The sequence below is a fragment of the Mycobacterium sp. pR1184 genome (genome assembly GCF_041287235.1).
Lineage (GTDB): Bacteria > Actinomycetota > Actinomycetes > Mycobacteriales > Mycobacteriaceae > Mycobacterium.
This window is the reverse complement of the sequence record NZ_JBGGKR010000015.1, coordinates 114467-126664: the sequence shown is the minus strand read 5'-3', so window position 1 is coordinate 126664 and position 12198 is coordinate 114467. Positions and strand designations below refer to the sequence as shown.

Annotated in this window: 11 protein-coding genes and 4 tRNA genes; 7 read left to right on the top strand and 8 right to left on the bottom strand. The window is 64.9% G+C overall.

What is annotated here, in order from left to right; translation table 11 throughout:
• The first annotated feature begins 13 nt into the window (after positions 1-13).
• Together ACAG21_RS23570 and ACAG21_RS23565 are read left to right on the top strand one after the other, a co-directional pair.
• The gene (locus ACAG21_RS23570; protein ID WP_370498678.1) at positions 14-415 is read left to right on the top strand and encodes a RidA family protein; all 402 of its coding nucleotides are present in this window, start codon (positions 14-16) and stop codon (positions 413-415) included.
• A gap of 50 nt (positions 416-465) precedes the next feature.
• Positions 466-1272 (top strand): MBL fold metallo-hydrolase, encoded by an 807-nt coding sequence (locus tag ACAG21_RS23565; protein WP_370498677.1) that lies wholly within the window; start codon positions 466-468, stop codon positions 1270-1272.
• Between the two features lie 4 nt (positions 1273-1276).
• Here the strand turns inward: ACAG21_RS23565 and ACAG21_RS23560 are convergent, their stop codons facing one another.
• The 7 genes from ACAG21_RS23560 to ACAG21_RS23530 all read right to left on the bottom strand — a co-directional run bounded on the left by ACAG21_RS23560 (position 1277) and on the right by ACAG21_RS23530 (position 8092).
• Positions 1277-2113, bottom strand: coding sequence for an enoyl-CoA hydratase/isomerase family protein (locus ACAG21_RS23560; RefSeq protein ID WP_370498676.1), 837 nt, complete (start codon positions 2111-2113; stop codon positions 1277-1279).
• A 51-nt stretch (positions 2114-2164) separates the two neighbouring features.
• Positions 2165-2455, bottom strand: coding sequence for a hypothetical protein (locus ACAG21_RS23555; RefSeq protein WP_370498675.1), 291 nt, complete (start codon positions 2453-2455; stop codon positions 2165-2167).
• A gap of 42 nt (positions 2456-2497) precedes the next feature.
• Positions 2498-3349, bottom strand: a complete 852-nt coding sequence (locus ACAG21_RS23550) for an MBL fold metallo-hydrolase (RefSeq protein ID WP_370498674.1) — start codon at positions 3347-3349, stop codon at positions 2498-2500.
• Between the two features lie 103 nt (positions 3350-3452).
• Positions 3453-5096 carry an NHL repeat-containing protein gene (locus ACAG21_RS23545; protein WP_370498673.1) on the bottom strand — a complete coding sequence of 548 codons (1644 nt, stop codon included), beginning with the start codon at positions 5094-5096 and terminating at the stop codon, positions 3453-3455.
• A 1-nt stretch (position 5097) separates the two neighbouring features.
• Positions 5098-6396 carry a hypothetical protein gene (locus ACAG21_RS23540; RefSeq protein WP_370498672.1) on the bottom strand — a complete coding sequence of 433 codons (1299 nt, stop codon included), beginning with the start codon at positions 6394-6396 and terminating at the stop codon, positions 5098-5100.
• 314 nt (positions 6397-6710) lie between these two features.
• A complete protein-coding gene (locus ACAG21_RS23535; protein WP_370498671.1) occupies positions 6711-7586 on the bottom strand; it encodes an NHL repeat-containing protein in 876 nt (291 codons plus the stop codon).
• 434 nt (positions 7587-8020) lie between these two features.
• A tRNA-Val gene (locus ACAG21_RS23530) sits at positions 8021-8092 on the bottom strand.
• Between the two features lie 168 nt (positions 8093-8260).
• Between ACAG21_RS23530 and ACAG21_RS23525 the strand changes: the two genes are divergently transcribed.
• The 5 genes from ACAG21_RS23525 (at position 8261) to ACAG21_RS23505 (ending at position 10142) form a co-directional block, all read left to right on the top strand.
• Positions 8261-8333 (top strand) — tRNA-Gly (locus ACAG21_RS23525).
• 28 nt (positions 8334-8361) lie between these two features.
• Positions 8362-8435 (top strand) — tRNA-Cys (locus tag ACAG21_RS23520).
• Positions 8436-8448: 13 nt separating this feature from the next.
• Positions 8449-8523: transfer RNA gene (locus ACAG21_RS23515), tRNA-Val, on the top strand.
• A 141-nt stretch (positions 8524-8664) separates the two neighbouring features.
• Positions 8665-9129 (top strand): helix-turn-helix domain-containing protein, encoded by a 465-nt coding sequence (locus tag ACAG21_RS23510; RefSeq protein ID WP_370498670.1) that lies wholly within the window; start codon positions 8665-8667, stop codon positions 9127-9129.
• A gap of 2 nt (positions 9130-9131) precedes the next feature.
• Complete coding sequence (locus ACAG21_RS23505) at positions 9132-10142, top strand: PIN domain-containing protein (protein WP_370498669.1); 1011 nt, start codon at positions 9132-9134, stop codon at positions 10140-10142.
• Positions 10143-10803: 661 nt separating this feature from the next.
• On the opposite strand, the gene ACAG21_RS23500 is transcribed toward ACAG21_RS23505, so the two are convergent.
• Positions 10804-12180, bottom strand: a complete 1377-nt coding sequence (locus ACAG21_RS23500) for an NADP-dependent succinic semialdehyde dehydrogenase (protein WP_370498668.1) — start codon at positions 12178-12180, stop codon at positions 10804-10806.
• Positions 12181-12198 lie beyond the last annotated feature (18 nt).

Sequence of the window (12198 nt, the reverse complement as noted above, 5' to 3'; positions counted from 1 at the left end):
ACGAAAGGGCGATATGAGCAGACCGTTCGAATCCGTCAACACCGGTGTCGCCGCTCATATCGGCCGGTATGCCGACGCGGTACGCGTCCCCGCGGGCTCTGAGGTCATCTACACCTCCGGCACGCCCGGACTGCGTCCCGACGGAACACTGCCCAAGAACTTCACCGAAGAAGCCACCCAGGCGTGGCGCAACGTCGAGGAAGCGCTGAGCCGGGCCGGGGCGAGATTGTCCGACATCGTCAGCGTGCGGCAGTGGCTGACCGACGCGGCGGACATTCCGGCCTACGCGGCGGTGCGCTCGTCGGTGATCAGACACGAACCCGTGTTCATGCTCGCGGTGGTCCCGGCGCTGGTCTGGCCCGATATCCGGGTCGAAGTCGAAGTCACCGCAGTCCGCCGTCCCGCGATGTTATAGCCTGCTGTTCGACCCGATATCGATTCTCCGCGAATGCAATCAGGGGCGACATGGGCGAGGTAGTCGACGCGAAGCGACGGGACGGCGCGATCGCGGTGCTGGGTGGGCCCACGACGGTGATCGATATCGCGGGCCGCAGGATCGTGATGGACCCGACCTTCGACCCGCCGGGTCCCTATGACTACCTGACCAAGCTGACCGGTCCGGCAGTCAGCGCCGCGGACCTGGGGCAGGTCGATGTGGTGCTGATCAGCCACGACCAGCACAAGGACAACCTCGACGACGCGGGCCGCCGGATGGCAGAGGCCGCGCCGCTGATCGTCACCAATCCCGGGGCCGCCGGGCGCTTCGGGCCGCCGGCGGTCGGGCTGAAGCCGTGGCAGTCGTATTACTTGCCGGGTGGGCCCGGACGCGTTGCGGCCCAAGCCGTTCCGGCCGTGCACGGTCCGGCCGACGGGATGCGCGACATGGAGGGCAACGTCAACTGCGAGGTCACGGGTTTCGTGCTGTACGGGCCCGGGTTGCCCACCATCTATCTCAGCGGGGACAACGCCTCGATGAGCGTGGTCGCCGAGGTGGCCGATCGCATCGGCGAGATCGACGTCGCGGTGCTGTTCGCCGGCGCCGCGACCGTGCCGGCCAAGGAGCGCGGGCGTCCGCTGACGCTGACCTCGGCGCGCGCGGCCGCTGCCGCCGAGGTGCTCGGGGTCAAGGTGGTGATCCCGGCCCACGTCGACGGCTGGGCCCACTTCAGCGAGGGGCCGAGCGAATTGGCCGCGGCATTCGACCACGCGGGCATCAAGCGGGTGCTGCACACGGCCCCGCACGGCGAGTGGATCGACCTGAAGATCGACTGAAACTCTAAAGGCGTCCCTCGGTCCGCAACTCCGGATGCACCCAGTCCGGCGAGCGTCGCTCCTTGAACGCTCGGACGCCTTCGCGCGCCTCCGCGTCCATCAGGCTGCTGGTCATCCCGATGCGGTCATAAAGGCCCAGATAGTTGTCGATGCTGGATTTGATGACGTTGCGGGCGCGCGGCGCGGTCCGGCAGCTTTGCGCCAGCAGGTCGCGGGCGGTGGCCCGCAGATCGTCGTGCGGCACCACCCGGGTCACCAGGCCCCAGTCGAGCGCTTCCCGGGCGGTGAGCACCCGGCCGGTGAACATCAGGTCGCGGGTGCGGACCGGCCCGACCAGACGCAGCAGCATCTGGCTGTAGTAGGTGTCGGCGTAGCCACGGAACAGTTCGGGCACCCGGAAGGTCGCCCGCTCGCTCACCACGGACAGGTCGCTGCACAGCGCGATCTGCATGCCGCCGCCCTGGCATAGCCCGTTGACGGCGGCGACGATCGGCTTGGCGGAGGTCCGCACGGCGTCAAACGGCGTGACGTCCATGCCCAGCGCGGCGCCGAAGGTGATCCAATCGTCGACGCCGCCGCCCCCGGTCATGTCACCGCCGGGCGCGAACACGTCCCCGGTGCCGGTGATCAGCAACCCGGCCAGCCCCGGGTCCGAATTGACAAGGCCTACGGCGTAACGGATTCCGAAGTACATCGCGGGCGTCAACGCGTTGCGCGCCTCAGGACGATCGATCGTGCATACCGCGATCGGTCCCTGGCGCTCGAACGACAGATACGGGGTGCCCAGCCAATCCCCGTCCGGGGGCCGGGGCGTGCTCTGCGATGTCGGGGTCTGCGCCACGGGCTCCTCCTGGATCGCGCTACTGAAACTCTTACAGTATGCGCGAGGGCGCTAGACGAACGGCAGCGTGGCGATCTCGGTGGTCTCGGACATGCTCATGACCAGGTTGCGATGCCGGTCCTGCAGCGCGGTCGAGGCGTCTCCGACGGCCCGGTCACATTGGGGGCAGCGCGTGCTGAACTGCGGCTGATCCTGCTCGTCGGGCCAGAATCGGCGCGGCCCGACCTGGACCCCGGGGTCGAAGACGACCTGCTGGTGCGGGGCTTCCTTGAGGATTCTGCCGACGGGATGGCTTTGCGGGCACTCGAGTTTCAGAATGCCGATCCCTTCTTGGTTACTCATCGTCTGCTCCTTTAGGGGTCTGGGTCTGGCGCTCGTGCTCTCTCATTGTTGTCGTGACGCGTTGGGCTGAAACGTGTAGGTCTCGCCATGAGCGAGGTAGACGAATTTCGTGTTCGCCGACGAGGCCGCGGCGGCCTTCTTGAAGTCATCGAGGCCGGAGAGAAACACCGAGAAGTCGTTGTAGTGGATCGGGATCGCGGTGCGCGGTTTGGTGATCTCGACCGCTCGGACGCCCTGCTCCCCCGTCATCGTGACGACCGTGACCAGGAAGGTGGTGCCACCGGTGTGGATCAGTCCGAGGTCGATGTCGGGGTAACGGCGCGGAATGTCCGCGAGGTCGTCGATCACCATCGTGTCCCCGGTGATGTAGAGCCGGTAGAGCTGTTCGCCGTTGCGGCTGAAGTCGAGCAGGTGGCCGTTGACCGGCATCAGCAGCTCGTTGACCCTCTCCTCGGCGGAATGCTTGCCCGGCATCGCGGTGACCGTCAGGGTCGCGTCCCCCTTGTGCACCTCCAGGGATTCCCAGGTGTCCAGCGGATAGCCCCGTTCGAACCCGAGGGCCGCGAGCTTGTCCACCGCGTCGCCCGTCGAGACGATCGGTAGTTGCTTGTCGAGTTCCTGCGCGGCGACGTCATCGAAATGGTCACCGTGGTAGTGCGACAACACGATCAGGTCGATCGGAGGGAGGTCGGCGACCTGGCAGGCAGGCTCGACCTCGCGGCGGGCATAGATGCCGTGGCCCAGGTAGACGTGCTCGCCCTTGTGCAGGAAGGCCGGATCGGTCAGGATCGTGAGCCCGCCGAAGCGGATCAGCGTGGTGGCGTTGCCGATGAAGTAGACATCGCCCTCGTCGAATTCCGCTGTCCCCGTGCTGGTTAGCTCTAAGGAAGTCATGCTGCCCCCTCCGGCCTCCGAGATGACTTGGGATGTCGCAGCTTCAGTCTGGGCCAGATCCCGCGGGCGTGCCAAGGGGTGATGCCGGAGCGCACCGCGGCCATCAGCCTGCCGCCAGCTTCAGCACCTCGGCGTTGTCGCGGTTGGCGACATAAACGGCGCCCGCCGTGTCGACCGCCACGCCCCACGGGCTGTTGAGGCCGGTGAACGGCAGGACCGTCGGCGTGTTCGACCCGGCCGCCAGCTTGAGAACCCTATTGTTGCCGCCGTCGGCGACATAGACGGCGCCGGCCGTGTCGACCGCCACGCCCCACGCGTTGTTGAGGCCGGTGAACGGCAGGACCGTCGGCGCGTTCGACCCGGACGCGAGCTTGAGGACCTTATTGCCGTCGACGACGTAGACGTTGCCGGCGGCGTCTACCGCTACGCCCTTCGGGTCGGTGAGGCCGGTGAACGGCAGTACGGTTTGGGTGGTCGACCCGGCAGCTAGCTTCACCACTCGATTGTTGTGATAGTCGGTGACGAAGACATCGCCCGCGGTGTCGACCGCAACGCTTCCAGGGGCGACGCCGGAAAACGGCAGCACGGTCTGGGTGTTGGATCCTGGCGCCAACTTCAACACTCGGCCGGTTTTGTTATCGACGACGTACGTGTTGCCGGCGGTGTCGACCGCCACGCTCTCGGGGAAGCCGAGGCCGGTGAACCGCAGCTCGGTTTGGGTGTTCTTCCCGGCCGCCAACCTGAGCACCCCGTTGCGGTTGTCGCCGGCTGTGTTGTTGACGACATAGACATTGCCGGCGGTGTCCACCGCCACCGCCCACGGATCGTCAAGCCCGGTGAACGGCAGCACCGTTTGTCGGCACGCCGGCGCCGTTGACCGCCCCGGCGAAAGCTTCACGACTCTGTTGTTTCCGCCGTCGACCACATACACAGTTCCGGCGGCGTCCACCGCCGCGCTCTGGGGCCCGGTGAGGCCGGTGAACGGCAATACCGTCGGGTTGCACGATCCGGCCGCCAGCGTCACCGCCGCATTATTGAAATAGTCTGTGACAGTAAGCCTTCCAGCGGTGTCCACCGCCACCCCGACGGGGCCTTGAAGGCCATCAAACGGCAGTACTGCCTGGGTATTCGCCCCCGCCGCCAACGTCACCACCCGTTTTCTGCCGAAGTCGGCGACGTAGACGGTGCCGGCGCCGTCCACCGTGATACCGCGCGGGAGCGCGAGGTGGGTGAACGGCAGCACCGTATGAGTGGTCGACCCGGGCGGCAACTTGACCACCCGATTATTGAGGTAGTCGCTGACGTAGACGGCGCCGGCGCCGTCCACAGCCACGCCATCCGGGCCGTTGAGGCCGGCGAATGGCAGCACCGTCTGGGTGTTCGATCCGGCCGCCAGCTTGACCACCCTGTTGTTGTGGTCGTCAGTGACGTAGACGGTGCCGGCGCCGTCCACAGCGACGCCGTCGGGGTAGTTGAGGCCGGCGAAGGCTAGCACCGTCGGGCTGTTCGACCCGGGGGCCAGCTTGACCACCCGCTTGTTGCCGCTGTCGGCGACATAGACCGCGCCGTTGCTGTCCACCGCGACACCGGCGGGGTGGCTGAGACCGCCCAACGGCAGCACGGCTTGTTGCGGCGCGGGCGTCGAGGACGGCGACCAGTGACACGCTGTGACGCCGCTGGCGGCAACGGCGAGTGCGACGATCACGGCGTTTCGGCGTTGTCGCCACGCCCGCGGCCGCGGTCGCATGCTACTTCTGTCCCGGGTAGGGCACCGCGTTGATCACCGCGCCGCCGTTGAGCGGGGGTCCCAGCAGAACGGTCGTCGTTCCAGCGGCGGGGTCGTACTCGAGCAGCGACTGGGCGGGTCCGCAGCCGGCGACCATGGCTTTGAGGTCGAGGTTCCCGCCGTGGACGCCGATGACGTAGATGCTGTGGCCCGGGTCGACATTGGGTACCGACACCTTGGAGACCGTGCCATCGGGGTTGAGCTTGCCGAGGTAGATAGCGCCGCAACCGCCCAGGAACTGCACGTAGGTGCCGGCCGGCAGTTGCCATGCGTCCACGTCGCCGTTGTCGTGTGACGACTTGTCCGTTATCGGCGCGGTGAGCGCAGTCGGTGCCGAACCGTCGACTGGCACCAGCCACAGCTGTTCGGGGTGGTTGGGGACGTCGCAGCTGGCGAGGACGGTTTTCGCGTCGTTGTCCCACCACCGCACCGGTGAGCAGCTGGTGTCTCCGGCGACGGGCAGCGCCTTTCCGACCGTTCCGTCGTTGCCCATCAGCGCGAGACCGGAGCGGGTACCCAGCACCAGCTGCGTGCCATCCGGTGTCGAGATGTACTGACCCCTGAAGGCGCCCGCGAGCTTGTCCGTCGGATAGGTCAGCTGCGGATTGCCGGCAAGGTCGACCCGCATCAGCTTTCCGTTGTCCACCGTCAGCAGCACCGCCTTGCCGGCTGGGCGGCTGTAGCGGGCGGCGACAGACGAGCTGTTAACGGTGAAGGTGGTGCGAGTGCCGTTGTGCAGGTCGACCTGGCTGATGACCGTCGATGATCCGGGACCCGTGGCTTCGAAAAGGGCGTGACTGCCATCGCCCGACCAGTCGACCAATCGGGCGTCGGCGGTCGGCGGGAAGGTGGTGATCGGGTAGCGACCGCCGGCCGGGTCGACGAGGTAGAGCGTGACGGGGACCGTGTCGGGCGCCGGCGATCCCGAGGGCCGTTGTGCCCCGGGGGGCACCTCCACGGCCGGACTCCACATGGCGAGCATCCAGCCCGGACCGACTTGCGACCAGGGCACGTCGCCGATCGAGCCCTCGACGCCGTGAGCCGCCATCTGTGTGGCCGCGATCGACGTTGACGTCGCGGGGGTTCCGGGTGCGGGGTGCGATGCGGTCGCATGGTTCGACGAGCACCCAGCCGCCAGTACCGCGGCCAGCGCGACGAGGCCGGCGTGGCGTCGCCAGGACCTTCCCGGGATCGCGGCAACGGCGGCAACGGCGCCTGGGGCGTCATGGCCGTCGGTGCAGTGGCGCCAACCTGTGATCATTTCGGTTCCTTTCCCGCGAGCTGTAGCGCGGCTGCTCTGGCAATAATGGCAACGCTGCAGCAGATACCTTGCGGGATTCTTGCGCCATTCTTGGGTGCGCCGCCGCCTTGGGCTTCGGCACAGGCGGGTCAAGGGGCGCTCACAACGATGACCGCGGATTTTCTCGATATTTGCCTGCGCTGCAATGTGTTTGACGTGCCGCGGCGTCGCAAGGGCCCAGCGGGCGCGACAATGGCCCAACCCGCAGCGAACCGGCATGGCCGCGGCGATGATCGCGACCTGCCCGTCCGCCAGACCGAAACGCGACATCGTCATCACGGGGCCGGCAGCTTGAGAATGCGAACGGAGAGGTCGCTGAGGTACACGTCGCCCAAGCTGTCGACCGCCAGCCCGCAGGGGCCGTAGAGGCCCGTGAACGGTAGGACGGTTGGGCTACTCGCGCCCGCACCCAACTTCAACACGCGGTTGGCATTCTGGTCGGTGACGTAGACGTTGCCTCGAGTGTCGACCGCCACGGCGGTGGGTCGCTTGAGGTCGGTGAACGGCAGCATCGTTGGGCTATCGGCGCCAGGCGCCAGCTTCATTACTCGCTGGCCGCCCTCGTCGGCCACGTAGACATTGCCGCCGGTGTCCACCGTCAGGGCGCGTGGGTGAATGTGGTTGAACGGCAACTCCGTCGGACTCGTCGCCCCGGGCGCGAGCCGCAATATCCGGTTGTTGCCCGCGTCGCCGACGTAGACGTTGCCCGCGGCATCCGCCGCGACCCCGGCGATTCGATTGAGGTCGGTGAACGGCAGCACGGTGGGGTGCGAGGACCTCGGTGCAAGTTTCAGTACCCGGTTCTGCGAAACGTCGGTGACGTAGAGGTTGCCCGCCGCGTCGGTGGCAGCATCAACGGGTCGGCCGAGGTCGGTGAACACCAGCTGTGGTTTATCCGCGCCAGGCGCCATCTGCCAAACCTGGCCATAAAAGTCGAGGACGTACAAGTTGTCCGCGGCATCCACCGTAATGCCGGCGAGCATGATGACGTTGTGATTGTCGAACGGCAACACAACTTGAGACGAATGGGGCACTTGACGGCCCGCGCTCAGCGACGTCGCGGCGGTCGGGGTGCCCGGGATGGTTGCAGAACAACCCGCCGTAGCGACCCCGGCCGCTACCGCCAGGGCGATAAATGCACTGCGTTTCATGACGGGTCCTTGGGTTGCGTAGCCGGTCGCATAAAGGCTGCGACAAACACCTTGCGCGATTCTTGTGCGCGCCGCCGAGGCCGCGCTTCTCGAGCGGCAGGTGCGCGGTGCAGGCCTGCTCCACTCAGCGCGAGGTCGAAGCCGACATGCGAGGAGCGCGAAGGTGCACGCGGAGCCGAAGTTCCACCTGGTCTTGGCGACGAGACTGCTCAGCGCATCCACTCGCCGTGAGCTATAGCTGCCGGCCTTCTATTTCCAATTCCTAAGCGCCGCTTTGGCTTCAGCAACCCGCTGGCCGTCGATTTCGCCATTCAGGCAGGAGGCAGTCACCGCGAAAATCGGCCTTCCCGGTCGACACAACCGCAACCGGACAAGAACCGGATAAATCGAACCAATCTAGATTGCACACACGGTGTCCGTGCAAGTCAGAGGGGTGGTCCCGGCTGGGATCGAACCAGCGACCTTCCGCGTGTGAAGCGGACGCTCTTCCACTGAGCCACGGGACCGGCGCCGAGAGGCGAACGAGGGAGAAGACTAGCACGGAACGGGGGGTGGCCAGTAAGTGCCAGGTCGCCCTATACCCTAGAGCGACAACGTGCCAAGAGATTTGTGCACGCCCGCTTAGGTGGACTATCGTCGTCCTTCGCACCGGGCGACGATCTCGCTCGTTGCGCGCGGATGTAGCGCAGTTGGTAGCGCATCACCTTGCCAAGGTGAGGGTCGCGGGTTCGAATCCCGTCATCCGCTCGAAGGTGCAAGAGGCATCAATCCCAGCGGTGGAGTGGCCGAGTGGTGAGGCAACGGCCTGCAAAGCCGTGCACACGGGTTCGATTCCCGTCTCCACCTCCAAATTTTTCTCCCAGCGCGATTAGCTCAGCGGGAGAGCGCTTCCCTGACACGGAAGAGGTCACTGGTTCAATCCCAGTATCGCGCACCATTATTACTGCAGCTCAAAGCATGTTTTGCTTCTTGAGCAACCCGCATGCACGCAATTAGCACCAACGGCGCGTACCTATGTGCATCCGACGCCAGGCGTTGCGCAGTCGATCTTTCGTTTTTTTCGAATTATGATGGTCGGATGGACGTTCTCATCGACCACACTGTCCTGCCACCAGATTCCGCCAAGGGTGGGGAGTTGCAGGAGCTGGCTGACGTCTTAGGTGAGCAGACGGAGATGTTTCTGGTCACTTCGGATGGCCGCAAGTTCAAACTCAGCCATGAGCTATTGAATGTGCTAGCTCACGCCAGCAATGCTCTCGCCGACGGACGGGCCGTCACCCTAGAGCCGCATCGTTCGGTGCTATCGACACAAGAAGCAGCCGACTTACTCGGCGTGTCTCGACCCACGCTGGTGCGCCTGCTGCAATCCGGTGAGATTACGTATACGAAACCCGGCCGCCACCGAAGGGTGCGATTGGAGGATGTGCTGGCGTACCAGCAGCGGATACGCAAGTCTCGACGCAACGACCTGGCGGCGATGGGCGCCGAAGCGGCGAAAGATGATGCGTACAGCGTAGTCAACGGCTTCACGGAGACCCGCTGAGTGTGGCCAGGATACGAGTCTTACTCGATGCCTGTGTGTTGCTGCCGTATCAGCTAGCTGACTTTCTACTTTGGTTGGCTGATGCTGAGATGTATGAGCCGTTGTGGTCTGAGGAGATTCTGAACGAGGTTGAACGAAATCTCATCGCAAAGTTCAATGTCGAGCCGGAGAAGGCGTCGCGACGGTTAAACCGGATGCGGTCGGCGTTTCCAAATGCGATGGTCGAAGGCTACGAAGACCTTGTGGCCGCGATGACGAACGATCCAAAGGATCGCCATGTGGCAGCAGCGGCAGTACGCGGCGGAGCCGCGATCATAGTGACTGCCAACATCCGGGATTTTCCACCAGAATCATTGGAGCAGTACGATATTGAAGCGGTTCATCCCGACGATTTCCTGCAGGATCAACTCGATCTCGATCCGACGGTGACGCTAGCTTGCCTCAGGCAGCAACGCACGGCATATAGCCTGCCGCAGTTGACAGTTACCGAGTTCTACCTCAGCCTAGGGCGGACAGTACCGCAATTCGTCTCGCGCGCAACGCAGGCGGAGAAGGATCAGTCGGATCCGAGCATTCCGCCATTGGAGATAAAATCAGCAGAAGAGGCACGACAGGCGTTCTTTCCGCAAGGTAACCCCGAACCAACCGACCCACTAGGAGCGGCAACCCTATGGTGGACTGCGCTCCTGGGAAAGGAAGATCCCGAATGCGAAGAAGCCCTAAAGCATCTGACGTGGAATCCTCTAGTGTGGGGCAACTTTGACTCTGCGCTTCAGTGGCTATCGCAGGCAGGGATCTTGCAATTCGTCGAGCGATGCCCGGGTGACGACGCAATCCGGTACGTCAAATTTATGCCCGATGCTGAGCACTCAATGCGGGCGTTCGACGACTACCTGTTGGAGCATGCTTACGTTTTGACTATGGTCCTATGCCCTGACGGCTGGTGGCGTGCATGGGGTCTATCGGAGAACTATTTTCCTACCTCAGCGGACGTGAGAGGCGGGACGGGTTAGCGGAGGCTCCGAAAGTCCGGCAACGACGAAGTTCGCGATCGACATCCAGATCCACGATGCGGCTAAGCATCTGCGGGAGTTCATGCCGCAGCACCCTGACAATTCTGCGACTTCGGCAGCGGCACAATCAATTACCTCACCGAGTTGATCGCGTTGCCCGTCGCGAGCGAATAGACACTCATCGTTTGCACCTTTCGACCCTGAGCGAGACGCGAGTCCTGCCCCAGGCCCAGAAGGCATGCGCGCATTGCAATGCCCTCGCTGCAACGCAGTCCAGAGAACGTCCCCCAAGGCGCGCGTGTTTACGAATGCTGGCAGTGAAAAGCCACCCACGAACGCTGGGCAGAGCCCGCTCGTTCAGTGACGCCTCAGCCCGCGGCCCGCGTGAAGGCATCCACCGCGACGAGCAAAGTGCGGCGCCACTCTTGCAGACACGTGCAGTCTGTTTCGGTGTCGCTATCGACATTCAACTGTGGGGAATACGGCAAAAGGCTTATGCGCGTAGCGAAGCGCACGTCGGTCTAGCACCTTCTAATCAGCGAACGAAATTCGGAACTCGACCCGCAGTCACCGAAAGATGTTGTATTAGACCCGCACCGATTTCGGGACTTCTTGAACTCACCGCGAGCGGGCGCTGGCCGGGTTTGGCGCCGAGCAGGCGTTAGCCGACCCAGACGGTTTTGGTGTTGCAGAATTCGCGGATGCCCAGGCCGGCGAGTTCGCGGCCGTAACCGGAACGCTTGACGCCGCCGAAGCCGAGTTCGGGGTAGGACACCGTCATGCCGTTGATGAACACCTGCCCGGCCTCGATGTCGTCGATGAAGCGCTGTTGCTCGGCCTCGTCGTTGGTCCAGGCGTTGGAGCCCAGGCCGAAGGTGGTGGCGTTGGCGATCTCGATGGCCTCGTCGATGTCGGCGGCGCGGTACATCGAGGCGACCGGACCGAACACCTCCTCGGTGTAGAGGGCCATGTCCTTGGTGATCTCGGTGATCACCGTCGGCGGGTAGAACCAGCCCGGCCCGTCGGGCACCGTTCCGCCGCACCGGATTGTGGCGCCGGCCGCGACGGCGCCGTCGACCTGCTTGGCGATTTCGTCGCGGCCCGACTCGGTGGCCAGCGGGCCCACGTCGGTGTCGGGGTCGGTGGGGTCGCCAACCGTGAGCGCGGCCATGCGCTCGGTGAACTTGTCGACGAAGGCGTCGTAGATGTCGGTGTGGATGATGAACCGCTTGGCCGCGATGCAGGACTGCCCGTTGTTTTGCACCCGGGCGGTGACCGCGGTCTTGGCGGCCTCGTCGAGGTTGGCCGAGGGCATCACGATGAACGGGTCGCTGCCGCCGAGCTCGAGCACGGTGGGCTTGATCTCGTCGCCGGCGATGGCGCCGACGGACTGGCCGGCCGGCTCGCTGCCGGTCAGCGTGGCCGCCGCCACCCGGGGGTCGCGCAGGATGCGTTCGACGGCGCTCGAGGACACCAGCAGCGTCTGGAAACAGCCCTCGGGGAAACCGCCGCGCGCGATGACATCGGACAGATACAGCGCCGACTGTGGCACGTTCGACGCGTGCTTGAGCAGGCCCACATTGCCGGCCATCAGCGCCGGCGCAGCGAAGCGCACCGCCTGCCACAGCGGGAAGTTCCACGGCATCACCGCCAACACCACCCCCAGCGGCTGCCACCGGGTGTAGGCCTTTTTCGCGCCGACCGCCTTGGCGTCGGCCGGTTCGTCGGCCAGCAGCTGCTCGGCATTATCGGCGTAGTAGCGAAAGCCCTTGGCGCACTTGATGACTTCAGCCTTGGCCGAATTGAGGGTCTTGCCCATCTCCAGGGTCACCATCGCCGCCACCTCGTCGGCCTCGGCTTCCAGCAGGTCTGCGGTGGCGTTCGCCCACTCGGCACGCTGGGCGAAAGTGGTGCTGTGCCGATAATCGAGGAACCGGGCGTGCGCACGCGCGATCGCGGCATCGACTTCATCGTCTGTCGCGGCGGTAAAAGTCTTCACGGTCTCACCGGTGGCCGGGTTGATAGTCGCAATCGACACGCTGACATCCTTCGCTTC

Coding starts and splice junctions, on each gene's coding strand:
- ACAG21_RS23555 (WP_370498675.1), bottom strand. CDS start 2,455: ATGAGTAACCAAGAAGGGATCGGCATTCTGAAACTCGAGTGCCCGCAA.
- ACAG21_RS23535 (WP_370498671.1), bottom strand. CDS start 7,586: ATGAAACGCAGTGCATTTATCGCCCTGGCGGTAGCGGCCGGGGTCGCT.
- ACAG21_RS23545 (WP_370498673.1), bottom strand. CDS start 5,096: ATGCGACCGCGGCCGCGGGCGTGGCGACAACGCCGAAACGCCGTGATC.
- ACAG21_RS23570 (WP_370498678.1), top strand. CDS start 14: ATGAGCAGACCGTTCGAATCCGTCAACACCGGTGTCGCCGCTCATATC.
- ACAG21_RS23540 (WP_370498672.1), bottom strand. CDS start 6,396: ATGATCACAGGTTGGCGCCACTGCACCGACGGCCATGACGCCCCAGGC.
- ACAG21_RS23565 (WP_370498677.1), top strand. CDS start 466: ATGGGCGAGGTAGTCGACGCGAAGCGACGGGACGGCGCGATCGCGGTG.
- ACAG21_RS23550 (WP_370498674.1), bottom strand. CDS start 3,349: ATGACTTCCTTAGAGCTAACCAGCACGGGGACAGCGGAATTCGACGAG.
- ACAG21_RS23510 (WP_370498670.1), top strand. CDS start 8,665: ATGGACGTTCTCATCGACCACACTGTCCTGCCACCAGATTCCGCCAAG.